This window comes from Cloacibacterium sp., from assembly GCF_047601505.1.
Taxonomy (GTDB): domain Bacteria; phylum Bacteroidota; class Bacteroidia; order Flavobacteriales; family Weeksellaceae; genus Cloacibacterium.
This window is the reverse complement of the sequence record NZ_JASGJD010000001.1, coordinates 2,658,127-2,682,938: the sequence shown is the minus strand read 5'-3', so window position 1 is coordinate 2,682,938 and position 24,812 is coordinate 2,658,127. Positions and strand designations below refer to the sequence as shown.

Genomic DNA, 24,812 nt, shown 5'->3' with positions numbered 1-24,812 from the left:
ATGAAATATTTGGTTTTCTTTTTTTTATTAGGAATAATTTCTTGTTCAGTTATGAATAAAGAAAAATATGTTACACTTTCAACTTTTAGTGAACAAAAATTTCTTTTAACTAAAGAAGACTCTTTGCTTATTGATAGAGAAAATTTAAAGCTCAAAAAATTTTCTGATTCTTGTGAGAAATATAAACTCAATTGTTTTTTTTGTGCTACTGATATTTATCCTCAATATGAAGGAGGAATACCTAAATTTAGAAAAGATATTTATCAAAACTTGATTATTCCTCGTAATTCAAAGCCATTCATTTATAAGATTAAAATGGTAATAGGAAAAAATGATAGTATAAAAAAAGTTGAGATATTTAATTATAAAGATGAAAAAGTAAAAAAAGAAATATTAAGAGTTTTGAGTCTTCCAGAAATAAAAAAATGGAAATCTGCACAAAGCTATATAGGGATTAAAGTTGATTATGAAATGATTTTTTATTTAAATGTAAAGCAAAAAAAAATCAATTAGTTAAAGGAAGAAATAATTCTGAAATTTTCTAATATATTTTCTCATTTATTTTATTCATTACAATCATTGCGAAAACGTAGCAATATTGCGAGGAAACTTCATTCAAATTTCTTAAATTCGCATAAAATAAGTTATAACGAAAAATAAATATAAAAATGTCACAATTCGATGTTACCGTAATTGGTTCTGGTCCTGGTGGTTATGTTGCAGCAATTCGTGCAGCACAATTGGGTTTCAAAACAGCTCTAATTGAAAAATATTCAACCTTAGGTGGAACTTGTCTTAATGTAGGTTGTATCCCTTCTAAAGCTTTGTTAGACAGCTCTGAGCATTTTCACAATGCAGCTCATAATTTTGAAAATCACGGGATTATTATTGATGCTCCAAAGGCGGATATTGCAAGAATGATTGCTCGTAAAAATGAAGTTGTAGAGCAAACAACCAAAGGAATTAATTTCTTGATGGACAAAAATAAAGTAACGGTTTTCGAAGGTGTAGGAAGTTTCGAATCTGCTACTAAAATCAAAATTTCTAAAAAAGACGGTTCTTCAGAAAGCATCGAATCTAAATATTCTATCATTGCAACGGGTTCTAAACCGTCTAGTTTGCCTTTTATTTCTCTAGATAAAGAAAGAGTAATTACTTCTACAGAAGCTTTAAATTTAAAAGAAATTCCAAAGCATTTGGTTGTAATTGGAGGTGGAGTTATTGGTTTAGAATTGGGTTCTGTTTATTTAAGATTAGGTTCTCAAGTAACTGTAGTAGAATTTATGGACAAAATTATCCCAACAATGGATGGTGCTTTGTCTAAAGAATTAACGAAAGTTCTTAAAAAGCAAGGTATGAAATTTATGCTTTCTACAGGTGTTCAATCGGTAGAAAGAAGTGGTGATACTGTTAAAATTACAGCAAAGGATAAAAAAGGTGAAGAAGTAGCTGTAGAAGGAGATTATGTTCTCGTTTCTGTAGGTAGAAAACCTTATACAGAATGTCTTGGCTTAGAAAATGCAGGAGTAGAATTAGATGAAAGAGGAAGAGTAAAAGTAAACGAGCATCTTCAAACGAATGTTGCAAATATTTATGCAATTGGTGATGTAGTGAAAGGAGCAATGTTGGCTCACAAAGCGGAAGAAGAAGGCGTTTTTGTAGCGGAAGTTTTAGCTGGACAAAAACCTCACATTAATTATAATTTGATTCCTGGAGTTGTTTATACTTGGCCAGAAGTTGCGGGTGTTGGTAAAACCGAAGAGCAATTAAAAGAAGAAGGAGCTGCTTACAAAGTAGGTTCTTTCCCGATGAGAGCATTGGGTAGAAGTAGAGCTTCTGGAGACATTGATGGATTGATTAAAGTTTTGGCAGACGAAAAAACGGATGAAATTTTAGGAGTTCACATGATTGGTGCAAGAGCAGCAGACATGATTGCAGAAGCTGTAATTGCGATGGAATTTAGAGCAAGTGCAGAAGATATTGCAAGAAGTTCTCATGCGCACCCTACATTTACAGAAGCGATAAAAGAAGCTTGTTTGGATGCAACAGGTAAAAGATCAATTCATGTGTAATGGTCTGATTTTGAATATTTAAATAGATATATTTAAAAAAGAGAAGCTATATTGCTTCTCTTTTTTTGTTAAATTTTATTAATTTTATTTAGAATTATTAAAAATAATATTATACATTTGCAATCGTTATTTAAAACGATTCTAAATTATGAAGAAAACTATTATGAGTATTTTGTCATTGGTTGGTGTTATGGCATACTCTCAGGAAGGAAAAGAAAAGAATATTGATGAGGTACTTATCTATGCTACTAAAAATGTTTATAAAGTAGATAGTACAGAAGTGGTGGCTAAGCTACCTTTGAAGAATATAGAAAATCCTCAGGTTTACAACAGTATTTCAAAGTATGTAATAAAAGACCAATTGTCTACGAGTTTTCAGGCGGTTCTAAATAACGCAACTGGTGTTTCTAGGCTTTGGGAAAGTACGGGTAGAGCAGGAGATGGAGCAGAATATTACACCATGAGAGGTTTCTCTGTTCAACCAGCTTTGGTAAACGGAATGCCAAATATTAATAATTCGACAATAGAACCCGCAAATATTGAAAGTACCGAAATTATGAAAGGTCCTTCTGGAACTCTTTTCGGGAGTAGCGTAACTTCTTATGGCGGTTTAATTAATATTACCACTAAAAAACCTTATGAAACTTTCGGTGGAGAAATTGGTGCTGTAATTGGAAGTAACAGATTAAACAGATATATTTTAGATGTTAATACTCCTCTGGGTAAAAATGTATTTGCAAGATTGGTTACAGTTTATCATTCTGAAGATTCTTTTCAAGATGCAGGATTTAACAAATATTTATTTATTGCACCAAGTTTTAAAATTGTTGCTAGTGATAAATTAACTTTCTTAATTAATACGGAGTTTAGAAATTCTGAAACTGCTTCTGCTCCTATGATATTTTTGAGCAGATATTCTCCTCTTTCATTTAATTCAATTGATATTTTTAAAAAATATTATAAAACTTCTTTTACAGATAATTCTTTAACGATTAAAACACCTAGTTTTAGTTTCCAAGGACAAGCTTTATATAAAATTAGTAAAAATTGGACTTCTCAAACTATTGTTTCCACAAGTAATTCTAAAACTGATGGTTATTACCAATATCTTTGGGATAGTGCTAACGGTGACGAGTTTACAAGAAGTATTTCTAAAGCTAATGGGAATACTTATGCAGTAGATGTTCAACAAAATTTTCAAGGTGATTTTAAAATTGGTTCTTTCAGAAACAGAATGGTAGTTGGATTAGATTATTTTTCTACAGAGACCGAAAATACTGGAGCTTGGGGAGGTAATGGAACCGTTTCGTTAGTCAACGGAACAGATACTGGTAAGTTAACTCCTTACGATACAGACCTTATTTTATCAAGTTTAACTGCTAGTAAAACCACTTCTAGCATTACCACAAAAAGTGCTTATGTAAGTGATGTAATAGATTTTTTGCCTAATTTATCAGTAATGGCGAGTGTAAGATTAGACCATTATCAAGGTATTGCATTGTATAGTACAGAAAAAGTGAAATCTCAAACTACTTTTTCACCAAAATTTGGAATCGTTTACCAACCAATAATGAATAAATTATCATTGTTTGCCAATTATATGAATGGTTTCAAAAATTTAACTCCAGGTAATGTTTATGATGGTTCTGGAAATGTAACTGGAGTACAAGTTTACGACCCCGAAAGAGCAAACCAATGGGAAGTTGGGACTAAAGCAAATCTTTACAAAGATAAAGTTTCGGTTACAGCTAGTTATTACAATATCTTAGTTTCTAATAAATTAATGGCAGATGCCGTAAATCCAAATAACCAAGTGCAAAGTGGCGAAGTAGAAAGCAAAGGTTTTGAAATCTCTTTGGTTACCAATCCTATTCAAGGGTTGAGCATGATTGCGGGCTATAGTTATAATGATGCTAAAGTAACTAAAGATACAGAAAATGCAGGTTATTTAGGTTTAAGGCCAGAAGAAGCAGGTCCTCAAAATTTAGTGAATTTTTGGGCAAATTATAAAATTTCTTCAGGTGTATTAAAAGGACTTGGTTTTGGAGTTGGGGCTAATTATGCTAGCGAAAACAAAACTCTTAATAGAAGCAATATTGGTACTTTTACTTTACCAAGTTACACCGTTTTCAATGCCGTAATTTCTTATACCACAAATAAGTACAACCTAAATCTTAAGTTCGACAACTTTACCAACGAAAAATATTTCACAGGTTGGAGCACTGTAACTCCGCAAAAACCTAGCACTGTAGCATTGGGAGTTGACTTTAAATTTTAAAAAAACTTTTCATATATCATAAGTCACTATTGAGTTAGCAGAATTTTTTTGTTCTGCTAACTTTTAAAATTTTATAAAATGAAGGTGAAATCTAAAAAGAAAAATACATTTAAAAAAATTGTTTCCAAATTACATCTTTGGCTTGGATTAACGGTTGGTTTTTTCGTTTTAATCATTAGTATTACTGGCGCTTTGTATGTTTTTAAAGACGAAATTCAGAATGTTTTAAGAAAAGATTACATTCACCATAACGAACAAAATATTTCCCAAAAAAAGATTCTTCCACTTAAGATTTTAGAACGAAAAGTAGAAGCGCAAACCAACGAAAAATATCCAATTCATTGGGCAGAAATTCCTTTAGATAAAACAAAATCTTATAAATTCTTTTACTACGAAAGAAATCCTAATGCTTGGAATTATTTTGACGAATTTGTAATTTACAAAACGGCTTATGTAAATCCTTTTACAGGTAAAGTTCTAGCTCTGGAAGACGAAAAAAATGGTTTTTTCAATATCGTAAAATTTATCCATTGGAGTTTTCTTTTAAAATCTGATTGGGGAACTTATATTGTTGGGATTCCTGTTCTTATTTTCCTAATTATGCTAATTTCGGGCATTATTCTTTGGTGGCCAAAAAACAAAAAAGCTAGAAAACAACGCTTTTGGTTTCAATGGAAAAATATTAAATCTTGGCGAAGAAAAAACTACGACCTTCACAGTATTTTAGGCTTTTATGCTTCTTTTTTTGCGTTAATTTTAACTTTAACAGGACTTTTTTACGCTTTCTTTTTTGTTCAAGCTTTCTTTTACATATTATTTTCTGGAGGCGAAACCAAATATCCAGATTTTTCTAATATTAAAACCAAAGCTCCAATAGAACTTAGGAATTCTACCACTTTAGATAAAATCGCAGCAAATGTGGAAAAGCTTTATCCATCGGCTTCGGTGTATAGTTTAGATTTTGGACATGAACATTTAGACGACCACGAACATCCTAATTATGAAGTGTATGTAAAACAATTAGACTATTCTTATCACATCAATCATCAGGTTATTTTTGATGAAAATTCTGGTGAAGTTTTATTCAATAGACCGCATCAAAAGAAGAATTTCGGAGAAAAATTTGTTGCTGCCAATTACGATATTCATGTAGGAGCAATTTTAGGAGTTTGGGGCAAAATTTTAGCATTTATTGTTAGTTTAATATGTGCAAGTTTGCCTATCACAGGCTTTTTAGTCTGGAAAGGAAGAAAGTTTAAATAATTGAAAAGAGAAGTATTTTTGCTTCTCTTTTTTTATGCTTATATTTAGTGATTGTATAAAAATACTTGTATGCACAATATAGATATAGATTTTATTGAAATGACATTGGATATTATGAAATATTCAATCAACAGAGTTACAGACAACAGCCCGGTTTTGGGAAGTCCCAAAAAAGCTTCAGAGTTGAAAAAATTAGTGGGAGAAACCATTACACCAAACGGAATTTCAGGCGAAAAAGCCTTTAAAATCTGGACAGATGTTTTGTCTAAAGCCAATGTTCCTATTAATCATCCCAGAAATTTATCTTTCGTACCATCTGCTCCTTCCAGAGCTTCTATTTTGTTTGATTTGGTTACTTCTGCCTCCAATATTCACGGTTCTTATTGGATGATGGGAGCGGGCGGAATTTTTGCAGAAAATCAAGCAATGGAATGGATAGTTTCTCTTACAGGGCTTCCAGAGGGAGCTTTTGGGGTTTTTACACCTGGCGGAACTGGTGCTAATCTTTCTGCAATTGTTACAGCTAGAGAATTTTGGAGAAGCAAAAATCCTGAAAATAAAAATAAAAAAGGCTTAATTATTACTTCTGGTGGAGCGCATTCTTCGGTAATTACAATGGCGAAAATTACAGATACCGATGTTTACCTTATTCACAAAGAAGAAAAATTAACGGCAAAAGATGTAGAAGAAGAAATTAATAAAATGTCTGATGAAGACAAAAACCGACTTTTTGCTGTAATTGCAACTGCGGGAACTACCAATGCAGGGATTATTGACGATTTAGACGGAATTGCAAATCTCTGCGAAGAAAAAGGACTTTGGTTTCATATTGATGCAGCTTATGGAGGTGGTGCTTTGGCTTCCCCAAAAGTAAGAAATCTTTTTTCGGGCGTCGAAAAAGCAGATAGTATCACCATAGATCCTCACAAATGGCTTTTTACAACCTACGATTGTGGAGCTGTAATTTATAAAAAACCAGAATTGGCAAAAGAAGCTCTTTCTCAGCATGGTTCTTATTTGGATATTTTTCAAGATGAAGGAGCTAGAGGTTTTAATCCATCAGATTATCAGGTGCAATTAACCAGGAAATTAAGAGGTTTGTCGCTTTGGTTTTCCCTTGCAATGCACGGAACGGGAGTATATAGAAAAGCAGTAGAAAATGGTTTGGAATTGGCACAAAAAGCCAAAGAATTAATTGATGAAAATCCGCTGTTAGAAATGGTGAGAGAGCCAGGTTTAAGTTGTGTACTTTTCCGTAGAAAAGGTTGGCAACCGCAAGATTATTACAATTGGACATATAAAAATCATAAAGAAAATATCGCTTTGGTAACGCCTACAAAATGGCAAAAAGATAACGAATTAGAAACTGTTGCCAGATTTTGTTTCATTAATCCAGATACTACAGAAGAAGATTTAAAAGTGATTTTGGAAACAATGAATTGATTTTAAAACCTTACCTTTGCAAAAGTTTAAAAATCTTAGACAAAGTTTTTAAAAATAGTACAATGAACATAGGAAAAACTCAATCTTTAAAAATCGTTGAAACCAATAATTCTGGAGCTTTTTTAGAAGCAGATAACGGCGAACGTGCTTTCATTTCTAAAATATTTTTGGACGAAAATTCCCAAATAGGAGAAGAATTGGATGTTTTTGTGTATCAAGACGATGATAAATTGAAAGCAACTACAGAAATTCCTGTGGCAGAAGTAGGAGAGTTTGCAGTGATGAATTGCGTGCAATCTTTGCCAAGTGGTGCTTTTATGGATTGGGGAATTATCAAAGATTTGTTTATTCCGTACAAACAGCAAAAAGGTAAAATTCTGGAAGGAAAACGTTATTTGGTGTACATTTATATTGATGAAGTTTCTGGCAGAATTACCGGAACTACAAAATTCAAAAGAAATCAAAATTACGAAAATGTACCTTTTGAAGCGGGTGATAAAGTAGATTTAATTATTGCAGGACAATCTGAATTGGGTTGGAATGTAGTGGTAAATAAAAAATATCTCGGGTTGATTTATACTTCGGATGTTTTCAAAAAATTGTATCCTTTGTCAGATGAAATAGGCTACATTAAAACCATTAGAGAAGATGGGAAAATAGATGTAACGCTTCAGAAACAAGGTTTTGTACAGAATATTGATGAATTCAAACAAAAAATTCTAGATAAATTAGAAGAAAACTATGGCTTGCTTTATCTTACAGACGATTCTTCGCCCGAAGAAATAAAAGAAGAATTGCAGATGAGTAAGAAAAATTTCAAAAAAGCAATTGGCGGTTTGTACAAAGAAAATGTAATTGAAATTTTAGACGATAAAATAAAACTTATCTCAGAAGAATAAGAAAAAGAGCAGAAATTTCTGCTCTTTTTAGTTTCTATTTTTTATCAATAAAGAACCTTGAAAAATTCTTCCATCTGAAACTTTTATAATATACCAATAGGTTGCTGTAGGAAGCGGTCTTCCGTTATAGTAGCCATTCCACTCAAAACTTCCTGTGGTAATAACGTGTAAAACGGTGGTGCTTTGTCTATCGAAAACAGTAATTTCAGAGTTTGGGTAATTTTCCATACCGCCTATTTTCCAAGTTTCGTTTATTCCATCACCATTTGGTGTGAAACTATTAGAAATATTAAAGATTGTAAAAGTCATTTGCCCAATAATACAACCCAATTTTGTTCTTATAAATACTGTATGATTTCCGTTTCCAAGATTTTTAAACTCATTAGAATCTTGCCAAATTGTATTGTCTAGAGAAAATTCAAAATCACCACCTGCCGAAAGGAGAACTTTCGCATTATTGTTGAAAATTTCCACTTTTAGTATATCGGCTAAAATAGATTGATTAACAACAGTAGAAGAAGTATTTTTACAATCTGAACTATTGGTGACTTCTACGGTGTATTTTCCTGCAGTATTTACCTTTAAAATTTGGTCGTTAGAAATAGAAACAGAAGAATCGTCTTTGGTCCATTTATAGTTTTTGAATTTTACTGGTGGATTTGAACTTGTATCTAAACCAGCATCTAAATCTACAGACAATCCTCTACAAAATTCTTCATTTTCGGGGAGATTAACTATAGGTTTTTGGTTGAGTTGAAGTGTTAGATTTACCATTTTCCGACAGCCATCTTTGCTTTTAACTTTTACATAAAAAATGTTAGTTCCTACGGAAATATTTTTATCTGCAAAATCAAAAAATTGATTGTTATTTTGGTCGAAATATTCAAAAGAGTAACCAGAAGAACCAGTGATAATATTTTCTTGGTATTTCGTTAAATTTTCTGTTTTAGAATGAGAAGTAGTATCATTACAGAAAGCCAGATTATAATCGTTGGCTGGTAAAGAATTAGCAGACAAAGTTACTTTTATTTCAAATTTCGGACTTTCGCAATTGTTTAATGTTTGTGTAACAAAATAGGAGGTGTTGTCTTGAAGAATGGTAGTGTTTGGTAATAAATTTCCTAAGACATCATAAAATTTGAGCGAAGTGCCAGTGGCGTCTAAATCTTTAATTTGAGCATTTCGAGAAGTACAAAAATCTTGATTGGCTTTTGCTGTAGGAAGTGGAGTAGTGTTTATATTGATTAAAATAGGTAATTTATCGCTTTCGCAACCATTGATGGTTTGAGTTGCGTAATAAGTTATTCCGTCAATCAATATATCTGAAGTGTTCAAAATATTGCTGGAAGCATCGTACCAAACAATATTTTGTCCGGTAATAGTGATGTCTGATATTTTGGGTGAGTTGGTTGCACAAAATGTTTGAGTCGCTAATGCAGTAGGCAACGCAGGAGAAGTAATAATTACTTTTTGAGTTTGAGTAAAAATATTTCCGTTTCCGTCATCATATTTCCATGTGATGGTATAAGTGCCAGGAGAAAAATTTGATATTTGATCTGCTGTAGTAGCTATTATTTTGTTACCACAACCATCAGTTGCAGTAGGAGCATTTAAAGTTGTTTTACAATTTCCATTAATAGTAGGTAAATCTGTAATTTCTGGTTTTGGAGGAGCGGGACTACCAACAACTACGTTTAATGTAAATATTCCACCACAAGTATTTGCGCCAGTGGCTCTTACATAATATTCTCCAGAATCTGAAATTTGAGCATTTTTAATAATTGGATTTTGTTCAAAGGAATGAAAATTATTAGGACCAAACCATTCATATGTATTTCCACCTTCAGCTTTTAATTCTAAATCTTTTCCGTTACAAATAGGTGTGTAACTTACTTTTACATTAGATTCACAATCTGCGAATTTTGCGATATATACATCATTACTAAATCCTGTTTGCTGAAATGTTCCAGGAGTTGCAATTCCTTTTGTGTTTTGATGATTTAATCCAGATATATAAATATAATTGTTTATATCTTTTGTAATATATCCAAGTTGAACTCCATAATTTTCACCTCTGTAATAGGTAATCCAATCTATTTGGTTGTCTGGTTTAATTTTTATGTAAAAGTCAGAATATGGTGCAAAAGTATTGATATAAGCATTTGGTGTTGCTATATTAAAAGGATGCCATATTGTATTTCCTGAAAAAAAAGTATTTCCATACTCATCTACATAACTACAGTTATGTATGAAAATATCCCAAAAATTTTTTTCAATAATTTTATTAGATAGAATATCAACTTTAATAATTCCAGCTTTGTAAGGATCAATACCTTTTCTCATGAATTTGCCCGTAAAGTATAAAGTATTGTTTATGATTCTACCATTAATTAAGTAGTCATCACCATCAAAACCAATATAGCTGCTTTTAATAACACTTTTACCATCATCAGAAAAAACCACATATAAACCATCTCTTTCATACTGAATAGATGAAACAAGTGTAGGTTGAAATGCATCTTTTATAAATAGTTTATTAGAATATGTAGTTCCTAATAAATGTATTTTATTATTTGATATATTAATTATTTTAAAAAAACCTGTTGATGCGTCTTCTCCTCCAAAATATGAACTCCAAATCATATTTCCATCAAGATCTAATTTGGTGAGAAATCCATCATCTTCATTTGATTTATTGTACTCTTGAAAACTTCCAACAGTACCTAGGGAGTTTTTACTTCTGGTTACACCTGAAATATAAATGTGATTATCAGCGTATGAAATGTCATAAGGATAATCAACACCTGGTCCGCCAAAAAGTTTTTCATAAACTAAATATCCATTTGAATCTAATTTTAATAAAAATATATTTCTATTAAATTGTGTTGAGATTTTACCAGATATAGTACCAACAAAGTATACATTTGAATCATCATCAAAGTCTGCTACATCACCTTCATCTTGTAAAACAAAACCATAATAGGTGCCCCATTTTCTTTTTCCATCTTTATCTAATTTTGCAATGAATGCATCAGTATATCCACCTGCATAATTATTTTGAGGAGTACCTGCTGTCGCAATATTATTATAGCTATCAGTTGAACCTACTACATAAGCATTACCTATCTTATCTGTTTCTATAATTCCATAATCATTACCACTTCCACCATAATACGTTCCCCAAATCCTCGTAGGAACAGGGTCAATCACCACTGTTTTATCAAAAGAATCTTTGGATGAACTAAACCCGAAAATACCGTTTTCTATTTCTCTAAACTGTACAGCAATATCAGTTTTTGAGGTTTTTTCTTCAATCCAAGAATGTGGAATGTTTTCTTGCATCTCCCCAAATCTTAGATTCATAGAGAGTTTACCATCTTTTAGTTTGGTTTTTGCGCCTTTGAATTTCATTTTTATATCCGAAATTCTACCACCAGGATTAACGATGAAATTATATTCTATCGTTTTGGTAGTATCATTCGGTTTAAAGAAAACCAAATCTACTTTTGGATAAATATTTTTATAAGTGATTTTTTGGTAACGGTGTACTTCTGTTATTCCTTCTGGTTTTTCGGGAATATTGTAGTAATTTTCGTAGTCTGTTGATTTACCTTCAGCAATAATTTCAGGATTTTTATTGGCGTTTAAAAAATCAATATCAACTCTATGAAACTTGAATTTATAGTTAAATTCATCTTTTGGTTTTCTGTCAATAACAGTTAAAGAATTTTCGACTTTAGATTTTTTCTTTTTCGTTTTTTCTACTTCGTAAACATCATAAGAGAATCCTTCTTTTCTAATTTGGACATTTAATCCACCAGAATTGAATAAATATTTAACTTTCGGGTTTAATTTTCCTTCTTGGTCTACAATTTGACCTTTGTTTTCGTAGAAATAAAAATCAGACTGCGATTGAATTTTTTGTTGCGAAAAAATTGAAATATAGTGTATAAATATAAAAAGAATGTAGATTTTTTTCATGGTTCATTTTAGGTATTCAAATCTACTCATTTTAGTCTTTTCTCACAACTAACACAAAGCCATCTTCTAGTAATTTATAACCATAATCGTAAACAAAGAAATACTGCGAACCGTTTTTATAAATCTTAATATTCGTAAAATATTCAAAATCGAAGCCTGCAGTTGTAAGTTTATTCTTAGACGTTTTTGCTTTGCCTTCTACAAAATTTTGTTCGGAGAGAATTTTGAAATTTTTGCGTAATTTACTGTTGATGGTACGCATCAAATTGCTGCTGTCTTTGTTCTGCTTGTTGTTGTAAGAATTTCTACAAGCGTCGTTACAGAATTTCTTATCGCTTCTGCCAATAATTTTTTCGCCACACTCAATACATGTTTCCATCGATTTTAGTTTTAAGTAAATATATGTAAAAATTTTTTAATGATACAGCTAAATAAAATAAATGCTAAAATCAATGTAAATAAGGTAAGTATTTGTTTGGTAATTGATTAAAGAATTGTCGATTGAGAAATGTTCTTTTATTATTTTTTCTATTTTTTTGTCTTTATAGCCCACTTTTATTATTGGATTAATTGCAGTTATTTTGTTGTTATTGTCAATAGATACTTTATAAACTGCTATTTTGTTTTTAAGGATTTTTATATCTTTTTTGGTAAATTTAGATTCATCAATCAAAGAAGAATAATTCCCGAAATTGGCAAATTCAAATTCAGAAAGAGCTTTTTTATGTTTTTTAAAACAGTCAAAAATATAATCAAAATGCCTAATTGTTGCTGATTGTGATTTTTGAGTATTAATATTAAAAATGGCGCTACATGCATTTGTATAATATTTGCCGTCAGCATTTTTTCTTAGCATTATTAAATATTTGTTTCCTACGGTAAGATAAATTTCGCAACCTGCACTGTTGGTATAAGTTGTGCTTCCTAATGCTGTGAGTTCTTTAAATTTTTCTCCTTTATAGATTTTGTCAAATTTCAATTCAGCTTTGTAATAATTTAGTTCAATAGTTTTACTTTTATCGGTATAATCTCCATATTTTTTAGTAACGGTAACAATAGCGACAATATCTGCAGTTTTATAATGATTGGCGAAATTTCCTTTTTCACAAGTACAAGCAAAAATTTCAGAAAAAAGGAATATTGAGAATAAAAAGGATAGAAAATATTTCATCAATTAATTTTTAACTCCTTAAAATTACACATAAAAGAAGGAACTATTGAAATCCAATATCAATAATTCCTTTTAAAATAAACAATTATAATTTTTTTGAGAAAGTAATATTCTACGAAATAATATTACTAAACTCTTTTCTGTATTCTGACGGACTTTTTTGCGTGTATTCTTTAAAAGTTCTGTTGAAATAACTAAAATTATTGAAGCCACTTTCGAAGCAAATTTCGGTAATGCTCATCGGTTGCTCTGCCAAAAGCTTCTGAGAGTGAATAATTCTGTATTCATTCACAAACTGTGTGAAGGTTTTATTGGTGATTTTTTTAAAATATCTACAAAAAGAAGGAACCGTCATATTAGCAATGTCAGAAACTTCTTCTAATGTGATTTGTTTTCTGAAATTATTTTTAATAAAGTTGAAAATTACATTAATTCTTTCATTATCTTCCACTTGAGTTTGTAGATAATATTTTCCAGCATTTAGAATGGTGTAATCGTCTGTATTTGCCAGTTCGTTTAAAATGTCTAATAGTTTTGCCAGCTTTTTAAGAGAAGAAGCATTGTGCATAGAAATAATTTTTTTCTCTAAATACTTCTTGGTGTCATCTCCGAAAACAATTCCAGACCTGCTTGTGTTTATCAAATTAATCACCTTGTTCATTTCTGGGGTTTTCCAGATGGCTTCACCCAAAAAATCTGGCTTGAATTGAATCACGATTTCGAAATCATTCTTGGTGTTTTCATTGGTTAGACCGCAATGGGGAAGGTTGCTTCCAATCATTACCAAATCTCCTTTTTTGAAATAACTAATGCTACTTCCTATTTGTCTTTTTCCGGAACCACCACCTACAAATACAATCTCTATTTCTGGGTGGTAATGCCATGTATTTGCTTTGGCATTTTCATTTCGGCTAAATCTTAAACTGGTAAAACTACTGCCAATATTAGGTTTAATAGACTCGAAAGCGGGATTTAGATGTTTCATGGTAAAACTCATTTTTGGGCAAATAATTTACGAAAAAAAACTATATCTAATATTAACTTTTGTTAATAATTAATTAAATGTGCTATGTTAATATAGTACATGTATAAGAGAATTGTGTTGTAACATTTACAATTTGGTCGCCATATCTTTGTCCCAGAATTAATATTGATAACGAAAAAACTTATTTATTATGAAAAATTTATTAAAAATTGGATTTGTTGCAGGATTTACTTTTTTCTCAACACTTGCTTTCGCAAAGGATAATGATAATTTAGTATCATTAGAGACTGTTACTACATCTACAATTAATGTAGGATTAGAAAATGCTAAAAATGTTTCTTTATATGTGTACAACGAAAATGAAGGGGAGATTTATTCTGAAGAGATAAACAATACAGTATACAATAAAGATTTTAATTTTAAAAATTTAGCTTCAGGTACTTATTATTTAGTTGCTGAATCGGATTTTAAAGTTGAAAAATATAAAATTATCATCAAAAATGGTGAAGTTTTATTAGACAAAACCCCAGTAGAGCAATTAGATAAGCCAGAATATAACGTAGAAGGAAACGTGGTGAATTTACGTATGAATAATCTTAAAGGGAAAGTGAAAATCTCTGTTTACGACCTTTCTGATTATGTGTACTACAATGAAGTGCAAGCGCCAGAAGATGGAAAGTTAAATATTAATTTTGACTTAAATCCTGATGCTTCAGATGTTTATGTGATTAGAGTTGAAAAAAATGGAGAAGTTTATAAACAAACTTTCTATGTTAAATAAGACTATGTAATCTTAATTGAGTTGTTAATTAAAGTCTCGAGTTTTTGAGACTTTTTTTTATTTTCTAAGGATTTTATCCATCGCTTTTCCTTTTGCCAATTCGTCTATTAGCTTGTCTAAATAGCGAATTTTTTGCATTAAATCTTCTTCTATTTCTTCTACTCTGTATCCACAGATTACGCCGGTTATTTTGTTTGCATTAGGATTTATTTCTGGAGCATTGGTGAAAAATGTTTCAAAATCTATCTTATGGTCTAATATTTTTTTTAAAGAATCATTATTGTAGCCTGTCAGCCAAAAGATAATTTCGTTTACCTCTTCTTTTGTTCTGCCTTTCTTTTCTGCTTTTTGTAAATAATGTGGATATACACTCGCAAAAGACATTTTATAGACTCTGGCGTTTTTCATAAGATACTTTTTATAATGAACCAAAATACAAATTTTTAATAGAATCTAAAAAACATAATAAAACCTCTTTCCAGAAAATGAAAAGAGACAATTTTTAATAGTTTTATAGTTCTTAAAAAGACTCGAAAAAAACTCATTTTTTTTTCAGTAAATTAGCGTTCCAAATTTTTTTAATGATATTCTTTTAAAATGATGAATAAATTGTTCCACATGTTTATGTTAACAGCAGATGAAGCCTCTAAAATTGCTTCTCATCCTGGTGAACCTCATAATCATGATTTTGAAGAATTAATTATCGTAAACAAAGGACAGGTAGAGCATTTTATAGATTTTGAAGCCAAAAATTATAAAGCTCCTCTGGTGAGTTTCGTTACCAAAGGAAAAGTTCACAGAGTAATCCCAAAACCTTTGAACGGAGAGTGCGATATTTGGGCAATTCGATTTAAAAGTGAATTTGTGCCAGAATCTACTTTTCAGCTTTATTCTTACTATCATAACAACGCTACGATTGTTTTTGAAGAAGGTTTTTGTTTTGAAAGATTGCTTATTTTATGCGATTTAATGTATAAAGAAACTCAACAACCAACTATAAACTACGCTATTATAAGACAATTGCTCAGCACAATGTTCACAATGATAGAAACCGAAAGGAAAAAACATAATGAAGATACTATTAAAATTCAGCAAACATCTTTTAAAAAATTTTTATCCGAATTAGAACTTCATTTTCGCGAACCTTTTGGTGTAGATTTTTATGCAGAAAAACTCTCTATGTCAACAAGAAATCTCAATCATATTTGCCAAAATATAATGGAACAAAGTGTTTCTGAAATTATTGAAACCCGAAAATTAATAGAAGCAAAAAACTTACTCATCACTTCAGATAAAACGATTTCTGAAATTGGTTTTGAATTGGGATATAACGAAAAAGCATATTTTACCAATGTTTTTAAGAAAAAATCTGGATTTACACCTACCGAATTCAGAGATGAGATGAGAAAATTACTCTTGCCCTAATTTTACAACCTTTCTTCCGAAATCTGATACCGCTTACCTTTTCAATCGTTATAATTTTGTATCGTTATTTTCAATTAAAAAAAAGTGAAGACGATGAAAAATTTAAAATCGATTACATTAACATTGATGGTATTGTTAATGAGTGTGTTACAGGTTAATGCGCAAACAAAAAAACAAATTTCTGATTCTAAAAAACAAATGAGTGAAATTCTGAAAGCCAATAAATTAACAGAGCAAAATTTAGTAAAATTTGATACTTTAGACTTTGTAATTTATAGCAAACAAGAATGGAGCAGGTTGCACGAAAGTCATGCGAAAAATATTAGAGTAGTGTATCCTGATGGTAGTGTAACTGTAGGTATCGAAGACCATATCGCTCAGTTAGCACCAATGTTTACATTTGCACCAGATACTAAAATTAAAGTTCACCCAATTCGTTTTGGCTCTGGAGAATATACCGCAGTAACAGGTGTTTTAGAAGGAACTTTTTCTCAACCCATGAAATTAGCAGATGGAACTTCTATTCCGCCAACAGGAAAATCTTTTAAATTACCAATGTGTACAATAGGACTTTGGAAAGATGGCGTAATGTACGAAGAGCATTTGTTTTGGGACAATCAGGCGTTTATGAAACAAATTGGTTTGGCAAAATAATTTTAAAAATATATTAATACTTAAAACTTAAAACATGAAAAAAAGAATAATTTTAACAATGTCAATTTTATCATTGGTATTGTTGTCATTTGCTCCTTTTGTACCTGTAAAATGGTCTATGGATCCTTACCATTCTCAGTTGCATTTTAGCGCAACACACTTTGGCATTTCTCAGGTTGAAGGTGCATTTCAAAAATTTACGGTAGATTTTCAATCAGATAAAAGCGATTTTTCTGATGCTACTTTCCTTATGACAGCAGATATTAAATCTATCAATACACAAGTAGAATACAGAGATAATGACCTTAAAAGTGGTGCTTGGTTTGATGCTGATAAATATCCTACATTGGTTTTCAAAAGTACTTCTTTTACAAAAGTGAAAGGAAATCAATATAAATTAAAAGGAGATATTACCATTCACGGAATTACAAAACCTGTAGTTTTTGATGCAGTTTACAACGGTATGGCTGTTACAATGTCTAAGAAAAATACTGCAGGTTTTACAATTAAAGGTAAAATAAAACGTACAGACTTTGGCGTTGGCGAAGCTCCAGCTGTAAGTGGAGTAGGAGACGATATTATCGTTTGGGCGAACACAGAAATAGCAAAAGATTAGATATAGAGCAATAAATAAAAAGGCAAAATTGATTCATTGGTTTTGCCTTTTTTGAAATTGTTTTAAGTGCCTCAATTAGTGATGTAATGTTGCTTTTTGAGGTTATTTTTTAATTTTTGCTTACTCGGAATCGAGTTGTTTTTGAAATTCATTAAAATATTGAGAAAGATGAAGACCGTCTGCCAAACCATGATGAGCTTCTACAGAAACAGGTAGATATTTTTTGTCATTTCTAATGCTAAATTTACCAAAAGTGATTTTAGGAACAGATTCTGTTCTGTCAAAATTGGTGGGATGGAGCAAACTTGTAAAATGGGTCCAAGGAAGGGTAGAGTGTCGAATCAAATTTTTCTTTATGTCATCATTATTCAATCGTAAACCTGAAGACTGATGCACAGCTTCTATTTCTTTTTGAATTTCTGAATTAAATTCTTCAAAATTGTTTGAAAAATTTGCGAAAATAAATCCAAAAGTACCGTCATTTCTTCCTATTGTTGCTCCTGCATGAATGGTGTCGAATAAAACAACTTGATTATCAATAATTCTCAATTTTAATTCTTCTACAGAGTTTACTGCAATCATAGACTTGTGAAGATAGTAAGAGAAAAAAGAAATTCCTTTTTCTTTGGCTTTTTCGTAGGCTTTGGTGCAATCTACTTCTGCTGTAATTCCAAAATACGGACTTGCCATTTTAGAAAAAAACTCGTAATGTTCTTTTCTTTTCCAATTTTCTATATCTAGTATTTTCATTTTATTTTAATTGATGTGAATTTAAACTAAAAAATTTATTTAAGTAAAATTTGAATAAATAAAAGACAAATGCAGATTTTTGCATTTGTCTTTATAGTTATATTAGGCTAGAATTCAATTTTTTTCTTTGAATTATTTACTTTTTTGGTCTAATAAATTAAGGTCTTCTTTGTCTAATTTTAGTTCAGTTGCTTCAAATAAGGTTGCTAATTGGGATTTAGAAGTAGCACTAGCAATTGCAGCTCCAATATTAGGTTGTGCCAAAAGCCAGGCTAGTGCAACGGCTGCTTGTTGAGTATCATGTTTTTCAGCAATACTGTCTAAAGACGCTAAAACGGATAAACCTTTTTCATTCAAATATTTTTGAGCTCCGCCACCACGAACGCTTTTGCCTAAATCTGCTTCGTTACGATATTTCCCAGTAAGAAAACCTGCTGCCAAAGCCCAATACGGGAAAACGCTTAATCCAAATTTTTCTACAATTGGTAAATATTCGGTTTCGTATTTTGTTCTTTCTACCAAATTATAATGAGGTTGAAGTGCTACATATTTTACAAAATTGTTCTTTTCTGAAACTTCAAAAGATTCTATTAATCTTTCTGGCGAAACGTTAGAAGCAGCAATGTATCTCACTTTTCCAGCTTTTACAATTTCGTCATAAGCTGAAAGTGTTTCTTCTAATGGCGTTTTGTTATCGTCAAAATGAGTGTAATATAAATCGATATGGTCTGTCTGTAAGCGTTGTAAACTTTCGTCAACAGATTTTAAAATGTGTTTTTTACTCACATCAAAACCATGTTCTTTGGTTTCAGAGCCTACTTTTGTTGCAATTACCAATTGATTACGATTGTTTCTTTCTTTCATCCATTTTCCGATAATGGCTTCCGATAAACCACCTTTTCCGTTTACCCACCAAGGATAAGTATCTGCTGTATCAATAAAATTGAAGTTTTTCTCAACTAAAGCGTCTAAGATTTCAAAAGATTGTTTTTCGTCTAGAGTCCAACCAAAAACGTTTCCACCAAAATTAATTCGGCTAACTTCTAAATCTGTGTTATGAATTTTAATTTTTTCTGTCATAACTTTTATTTTTAATTGTTATTAAATTAAGCTTATTGTATTTTGATACATAAGCTACGCAAATTATTAGACCTGTTAATGTCATTCCAACTCCTACAAGTGATGGATAAGAATAGGAAAATCCTAGTGTTAGAGGGATTCCCCCAAGATAAGCTCCTGCTGCATTAGCAATATTGAAAGCGGCTTGCATAAAGGCTGCAGACATCATCTCTGCATTTGGTGCAGCTTTTATCATCATAATATTGACTGGGGGCGACAAAGACATTGATAAACCTCCACACAAGAATGTAAGTACCAAAGAAATTGCTTTGTTTGATGATAAAAAGAATACACAAATTAATGTTAACATCATTAAAAAGAGTAATGTAATGCTGGCTTTTGATACTCCAATTCTATCTGTAAGGTAACCGCCAAGTAAATTTCCTACTACCATCCCGGCTCCAGCCAAAATCATTACGTAGGGTATATTATTTTCCGAAATGTGAGATACTTCTGTCATTAACGGAGTGATGTAACTTAGCCAAGTAAACAAGCCTCCAAATCCAATAGCGGTAATAAGTAAGATGTACCAACTTTGAGGATTTTTTATAAAATGAAGCTCATTAGTAAAATGTCCATTCTTTTTTCCTTCCATTTCTGGTAGCCATAAGTGAATCAGTAAGATGGTTATAGCGCCAATAATCGCCACTATAATAAAATATAAACTCCAATGAAAGGTATGCCCAATATAAGTAACCAAAGGCACCATTGCAAGATTAGCAATCGTAAGTCCCGAAAACACTAGAGAAATAAACCTTGCTTCTTTACCTTTTTCTGCTAATCTTGTTGCTACTACTGTACTTACTCCAAAAAATGCTCCGTGCGGAAGCCCCGAAAGAAATCTTACAAAAAGCATCGAGGTATAATTGGGAGCTATTGCAGATAAAGCATTAAAAATGGTAAACAAAACCATTAGCCACATGAGTACTTTTTTGGGAGGATGTTTTACCGAATATCCCACTAACACAGGTGCACCTATTACAACTCCCAAGGCATAAGCCGAAATAAAATGTCCAGCTTGCGGAATGCTAACGTGTAAAGCATTTGCAATATCTGGTAACAATCCCATGATTGTAAATTCCGTAGTTCCAATTCCTAAACCGCCTACAGCTAACGGCAACATTCTTTTATCAATCATTCTTCAATAAAAATTTTCTTAATCTATAATTTAATGAAAAGGTGTTTTTTTGATAATGCCACAGAAAGGCATAATAAGAAATATTCTAACTTATTCATTTTTCACTTTTTCGATACAAAATTACAAATAACAATTTTGCTTTTGTTGTATAATTATTGGGAGTATTTGTATATTTGTAAGTATGGAAATAAGAAATTTGCACCAACCTTTTGAGTTAGATTTGGTAGAAGTTACCGATTATGAATCTCAACAGCACAAAAATACTTTTTTCGAAATGGTGTTTGTTTTAAATGGAAAAGGTACTCAAATCATTAATAATCATAGATTACCATATTGTAGTGATAAACTTTTTCTGATTTTTCCGCAAGATACACATTCTTTTGAAGTAACATTACCAAGTAAATTTTTTTTCATTAGGTTTAATGAAACTTATCTAAAAACGCAGAGTAAAGAATGGGTTCAAAAGTTGGAATTTATTTTTCATAATCACAATCATTCTCCTAGTTGTATTTTAAAAACAATTACAGATAAACCTTTAGTAAGAGCCTTAGTAGAAGCTCTTATCAGAGAACACGTTAATCATCAGCCACAGCAACAAGAAGTTATAAAACAATTAATAAATACCATTATTACCATTGCTGCCAGAAATATAGTGCAGTTGCCTTTATCTACCTCAGAAAATGGTAAATCAGAAAACGCATTGCCTTTGCTCAATTATATTCATCAAAATATTTATGAACCTAAAATGTTAAAAGCTGAGGTTTTGGCAAAGCATTTTGGTATTTCTTCTAATTATATTAGTGAATATTTTAAAGCTCAAATCGGACAAAGTTTGCAAGAGTATATCATAGATTATAAACTAAAATTAATTGAAACCAGATTGAAATTTACAGATATGCAGATTAACGAAATTGTTCACGAATTAGGTTTTAGCGATGCCAGTCATCTCAATAGAATTTTCAAAAAATACAAAGGCATTAGCCCTAGCGAATATAAAAAATCATTCAAAAATTAATGGAATTTTCAAATTTAATTTCTTGAAAAAAAATTGATTGAAAATTGTACTTTTAGAGGTTTAAAATTCTAAAATTGCTTTTTTCATATCGTGATAAAGTAGAATTTTCCAATGTTCTTCCTGAGCTTTTTGAGCCCATTTTTGTCGGTTTTCCAAAGCTTTTTTGCCGTCAAAATCTGTTTTATATGCCAAATGATGGGTTAAATAATATTCTGTAGGCAAGTTGTCGGCTCCATAAAAAACAATTTCGCTATTTTCTTCTATCCAAAAAGATTGATGAAAAGGGCTGTGACCTCCTGAAACTTGAAATCTTATTTCATTAGAAATGTAGCCATTGTCTTCTTCCATCCAGATAATTTTGGCATTTTTAATAATAAATTGAAGAATGGCTAAATCATAAGACGGATTTCCTGCATTAGTCATTGCAAAATCGTATTCTCTTTTCTGAAGATAAATTTCTGAATTCGGGAAATTGAGAACCCAGCCTTCCATTGTTCTATTCACCAAACCATCAATGTGGTCTTTGTGTAAATGAGAAAGTAAAATTTTGTTTATTTTTTCTGGATTTAAGCCAACTGCTTCAATATTGCTCAATATTTTGGGCTTTCCGTTTTCTTTGAAGCCATTTCCTGCATCTAAAAGAATTAATTGGTTGCTTGTTTCTATTAAAAAAGATTGTACAGCTAGTTTTATACCTTTTAAGCCTTCAGCATCGTTGAGGTTATAAAAATCTTTATTCTTGTTAACGTAAAAGTTTCCGTCTTTTAAAGGGTATATTTTCATTTATTATTTTAAGGAGTGATAACTTTATTTATTTTTCATTTTCTAGTAATTGCAAAATAGATAACATAAAACCAACTGAAAATTCCGTGTAGAATAGCAAGTAATATAGATTTATTTCTGTCCCAAGAAAGAACAATTGCTAATACAGAACCCAATCCTATACCTCCTTTGGTAATGGTATTGCTTACAGAATTACTTTCGGGATTTACATTGATTTGACAAAAAACCAGATGAGATGTAAAGAGCAAAATTAGGAAAAGTTTTGTTTTCATAGTATTGAATTGTTGAGTTTTCTTTGTTTGTGGTGTTGTATTTTAGCAGATTTATGAGTTTGTAATTATTCTCAATTGTTTAAATTCTGCCTCTTCTTTGTCTGCGATTTCTATAATATAAGTGGATAAATTTTGGATTATAGAATCTTTACCAGTTTCATACAATTCCATCAGCAGATTGGCTATGTTGTTCCACATTTCGCTTATTTTAAGAAATTCGGTTCCAATTGCAAAAAGTTCTTTATTTTTTGTTACTTCAGACGATTCTTGTAAAAATTCTCCATACATTTTTCTGAAAATTCCACCTCCAGTTCCACCATCAGCACTAATCATGAAATAATTGGTTATTCCGGTGAGTCTTTTTTTATCATCATCAAATTTTAACCATTTTTTGGTTTCATAGGCAAATTTTCTTATTCCTTTTATTCCCAAAAGATTTGCCGGAGAATCTAACATATTATCTGTATTTAAACGGATGGCATCAAAAATGGCTTTTTTATCTATAGATTTAGCATTTGAAAAATCAAAATCTACCCATTTGTTATTCGCTGGGAAAGGTCTGTGAGATGAATTACGAGCTTGCATTAATTCTTCAAATGTAACTTTGTGAAAATCAGCGCCAATTTTTCCTTTTGGGGTATGGATTTTCCAATTTGAACTGTCTCTATCCGAAATATAAAAGCATTTTTCTTCTTTATCAACCCCAAAAACCACAATAGAATGACCGCCGAAATGACCGTTGTTTTGCATATTGAGGTAGTTTAAATATGGCATGTCAACATAAACTAAAATTGGGGTTTTGTTTTCGATGGAAATTAATAATTTTTCATGTGCAATTTCTTCATTTTTAGGTGTTTTTATCCTGATTTTTATTCCGGTTCTGTTTTCAAGATTAGTTTCGTAAACACCAATTTTTTCTCTTCCGGCAATCATTGGAGAATTTGCCAGATTAATATACACAAATCCTAAACCAGAACCTAATCCTAGTAGCATTGGTTCGCTTATAGGATAATTATTAAACTCAAAAATCTGTTTTAAAGAATTCGTGATGCAATGATGACCGCCTTGTGGTAAAAAATTTTCTATAATCATTTTCAATTCGGAATAATAAATTGTAAAAGAATAGTAGGAGGAAATATGTAGTAGAATTACTAAATTTCAAGAGTTGAATTAATGAAACTTTAATTGTCTATTTTTCAAAATATTCGGAAATATTTTTTCGATATATTATTAAAGCACTTCCTAAAACAATATTTAATGCAGCAAATAAAATATTTAAACCATTATTGTTTTCTTTCGGAAACATTGGATTATAAGAATTCTTGAGCTCAAAATAAAGTAAAGAAATTAGAGTAGTTATGTTTTCAAGGATTAAAAATCCGCCAATAATAAAAACACCAACGGTTAATATGTTTTTTGAATCAAAATTTTTAATAGAAATCATCTCATTATCAAATCCTTTATCAAGTTTGAATAAATTAATTATTTTATCAGGAAATCTAATTAGAAAATATAGAATGAGAATTGAAACTAATATAATTGCCAAAAAATAGATTATTGAGAAAATTTTTTGACTTAAATCTGTATCAAATCCTAAAAAAGAAATCTGTGAAGGAAGTACACTGAAAATAACTTGAATAAAAAAATAAAGACCAATTATCTTTATTAAAATTCTGAAAAAATCTTTGTTGAGCATAGTATTAGTTTAAAATTATCACAAACCACAACGTATATACGTTGTAAATTTTCGAAAAAAAACGATTTCTTAATTGATTAAGTTTAGTTGAATTTTCTACGTACTAAATTAAGAAAAAAATGCGAATGATGATTCGCCAATTTCTAACAAAGTAGAGTGGTCTAACCTAAATTTTAAGTTCGCATTTTATGGATTAGGTATAAGTTTCCCTAAGCGTTGGATAGAATTACAACATGTAAAATGCTTGATTTTATTTGAAGATATACAGAATTTCTTAAAAATTAATTCGAAGAATTATAAAAGGCTATCTCATTTGTGAGACAGCCTCAAAAATTTAAATAAATTTCTTTACAATGTACATTTGCAAAGTTTATTTTGTGGATACTCTTCAATTCATAATAATGGAGCTTATATACCACTATTATTTTTATAGACCATTTTACTAACAATTACCTTATAGAACAGATTGTC

General features: G+C 30.7%; 23 protein-coding genes. 11 read left to right on the top strand and 12 right to left on the bottom strand.

Translation table 11 applies throughout. The features are described 5' to 3' along the window. The 6 genes from QM746_RS12210 (at position 1) to QM746_RS12185 (ending at position 7,955) form a co-directional block, all read left to right on the top strand. Complete coding sequence (locus QM746_RS12210) at positions 1-513, top strand: hypothetical protein (protein ID WP_414984488.1); 513 nt, start codon at positions 1-3, stop codon at positions 511-513. Between the two features lie 155 nt (positions 514-668). Further along, positions 669-2,072: a dihydrolipoyl dehydrogenase gene (gene lpdA / locus QM746_RS12205; protein ID WP_414984487.1), complete on the top strand. Its 1,404-nt coding sequence runs from the start codon at positions 669-671 to the stop codon at positions 2,070-2,072. Between the two features lie 148 nt (positions 2,073-2,220). Next, positions 2,221-4,350: a TonB-dependent siderophore receptor gene (locus tag QM746_RS12200; protein WP_414984486.1), complete on the top strand. Its 2,130-nt coding sequence runs from the start codon at positions 2,221-2,223 to the stop codon at positions 4,348-4,350. Positions 4,351-4,428: 78 nt separating this feature from the next. Further along, positions 4,429-5,613 (top strand): PepSY-associated TM helix domain-containing protein, encoded by a 1,185-nt coding sequence (locus QM746_RS12195; RefSeq protein ID WP_414984485.1) that lies wholly within the window; start codon positions 4,429-4,431, stop codon positions 5,611-5,613. 69 nt (positions 5,614-5,682) lie between these two features. Then, on the top strand, positions 5,683-7,056 hold the full coding sequence (locus tag QM746_RS12190; protein WP_414984484.1) for a pyridoxal phosphate-dependent decarboxylase family protein: 1,374 nt from the start codon (positions 5,683-5,685) through the stop codon (positions 7,054-7,056). A 62-nt stretch (positions 7,057-7,118) separates the two neighbouring features. Next, the gene (locus QM746_RS12185; RefSeq protein WP_414984483.1) at positions 7,119-7,955 is read left to right on the top strand and encodes a S1 RNA-binding domain-containing protein; all 837 of its coding nucleotides are present in this window, start codon (positions 7,119-7,121) and stop codon (positions 7,953-7,955) included. Between the two features lie 27 nt (positions 7,956-7,982). Here QM746_RS12185 and QM746_RS12180 read toward each other — a convergent pair whose 3' ends face one another. The 4 genes from QM746_RS12180 to QM746_RS12165 all read right to left on the bottom strand — a co-directional run bounded on the left by QM746_RS12180 (position 7,983) and on the right by QM746_RS12165 (position 14,092). Next, positions 7,983-11,936 carry a T9SS type B sorting domain-containing protein gene (locus tag QM746_RS12180; RefSeq protein WP_414984482.1) on the bottom strand — a complete coding sequence of 1,318 codons (3,954 nt, stop codon included), beginning with the start codon at positions 11,934-11,936 and terminating at the stop codon, positions 7,983-7,985. Between the two features lie 31 nt (positions 11,937-11,967). Further along, positions 11,968-12,315 (bottom strand): hypothetical protein, encoded by a 348-nt coding sequence (locus QM746_RS12175; protein ID WP_414984481.1) that lies wholly within the window; start codon positions 12,313-12,315, stop codon positions 11,968-11,970. Positions 12,316-12,363: 48 nt separating this feature from the next. Further along, the gene (locus tag QM746_RS12170; protein ID WP_414984480.1) at positions 12,364-13,107 is read right to left on the bottom strand and encodes a hypothetical protein; all 744 of its coding nucleotides are present in this window, start codon (positions 13,105-13,107) and stop codon (positions 12,364-12,366) included. Positions 13,108-13,219: 112 nt separating this feature from the next. Further along, complete coding sequence (locus QM746_RS12165; protein ID WP_414984479.1) at positions 13,220-14,092, bottom strand: AraC family transcriptional regulator; 873 nt, start codon at positions 14,090-14,092, stop codon at positions 13,220-13,222. A 190-nt stretch (positions 14,093-14,282) separates the two neighbouring features. Between QM746_RS12165 and QM746_RS12160 the strand changes: the two genes are divergently transcribed. Beyond that, a complete protein-coding gene (locus QM746_RS12160) occupies positions 14,283-14,873 on the top strand; it encodes a hypothetical protein (protein WP_414984478.1) in 591 nt (196 codons plus the stop codon). A gap of 57 nt (positions 14,874-14,930) precedes the next feature. Here the strand turns inward: QM746_RS12160 and QM746_RS12155 are convergent, their stop codons facing one another. Beyond that, positions 14,931-15,281, bottom strand: coding sequence for a DUF2200 domain-containing protein (locus QM746_RS12155; RefSeq protein WP_414984477.1), 351 nt, complete (start codon positions 15,279-15,281; stop codon positions 14,931-14,933). Positions 15,282-15,470: 189 nt separating this feature from the next. Here QM746_RS12155 and QM746_RS12150 point away from each other — a divergent pair, with 189 nt between their 5' ends. The 3 genes from QM746_RS12150 to QM746_RS12140 all read left to right on the top strand — a co-directional run bounded on the left by QM746_RS12150 (position 15,471) and on the right by QM746_RS12140 (position 17,568). Then, positions 15,471-16,298 carry a helix-turn-helix domain-containing protein gene (locus QM746_RS12150; protein ID WP_414984476.1) on the top strand — a complete coding sequence of 276 codons (828 nt, stop codon included), beginning with the start codon at positions 15,471-15,473 and terminating at the stop codon, positions 16,296-16,298. A 93-nt stretch (positions 16,299-16,391) separates the two neighbouring features. After that, the gene (locus QM746_RS12145; RefSeq protein WP_414984475.1) at positions 16,392-16,952 is read left to right on the top strand and encodes an ester cyclase; all 561 of its coding nucleotides are present in this window, start codon (positions 16,392-16,394) and stop codon (positions 16,950-16,952) included. A gap of 34 nt (positions 16,953-16,986) precedes the next feature. Next, complete coding sequence (locus QM746_RS12140; RefSeq protein WP_414984474.1) at positions 16,987-17,568, top strand: YceI family protein; 582 nt, start codon at positions 16,987-16,989, stop codon at positions 17,566-17,568. 120 nt (positions 17,569-17,688) lie between these two features. On the opposite strand, the gene QM746_RS12135 is transcribed toward QM746_RS12140, so the two are convergent. The 3 genes from QM746_RS12135 to QM746_RS12125 form a co-directional block, all read right to left on the bottom strand. Then, positions 17,689-18,318 carry a CatA-like O-acetyltransferase gene (locus QM746_RS12135; protein ID WP_414984473.1) on the bottom strand — a complete coding sequence of 210 codons (630 nt, stop codon included), beginning with the start codon at positions 18,316-18,318 and terminating at the stop codon, positions 17,689-17,691. A 132-nt stretch (positions 18,319-18,450) separates the two neighbouring features. Further along, a complete protein-coding gene (locus tag QM746_RS12130; RefSeq protein WP_414984472.1) occupies positions 18,451-19,398 on the bottom strand; it encodes an aldo/keto reductase in 948 nt (315 codons plus the stop codon). Beyond that, complete coding sequence (locus QM746_RS12125; protein WP_414984471.1) at positions 19,382-20,575, bottom strand: MFS transporter; 1,194 nt, start codon at positions 20,573-20,575, stop codon at positions 19,382-19,384. The genes QM746_RS12130 and QM746_RS12125 overlap by 17 nt, the downstream gene beginning before the upstream one ends. Before the next feature lie 181 nt (positions 20,576-20,756). On the opposite strand from QM746_RS12125, the gene QM746_RS12120 reads away from it, so the two are divergent. Then, on the top strand, positions 20,757-21,590 hold the full coding sequence (locus QM746_RS12120; RefSeq protein ID WP_414984470.1) for an AraC family transcriptional regulator: 834 nt from the start codon (positions 20,757-20,759) through the stop codon (positions 21,588-21,590). A gap of 60 nt (positions 21,591-21,650) precedes the next feature. On the opposite strand, the gene QM746_RS12115 is transcribed toward QM746_RS12120, so the two are convergent. From QM746_RS12115 to QM746_RS12100, 4 genes are all read right to left on the bottom strand, one after another. Beyond that, a complete protein-coding gene (locus tag QM746_RS12115; RefSeq protein WP_414984469.1) occupies positions 21,651-22,373 on the bottom strand; it encodes an MBL fold metallo-hydrolase in 723 nt (240 codons plus the stop codon). Positions 22,374-22,408: 35 nt separating this feature from the next. Beyond that, a complete protein-coding gene (locus QM746_RS12110) occupies positions 22,409-22,645 on the bottom strand; it encodes a hypothetical protein (protein WP_414984468.1) in 237 nt (78 codons plus the stop codon). Positions 22,646-22,696: 51 nt separating this feature from the next. Next, the gene (locus QM746_RS12105; RefSeq protein ID WP_414984467.1) at positions 22,697-23,737 is read right to left on the bottom strand and encodes a BtrH N-terminal domain-containing protein; all 1,041 of its coding nucleotides are present in this window, start codon (positions 23,735-23,737) and stop codon (positions 22,697-22,699) included. 97 nt (positions 23,738-23,834) lie between these two features. Further along, positions 23,835-24,089, bottom strand: a complete 255-nt coding sequence (locus QM746_RS12100) for a hypothetical protein (protein WP_414984466.1) — start codon at positions 24,087-24,089, stop codon at positions 23,835-23,837. Positions 24,090-24,812: the final 723 nt, after the last annotated feature.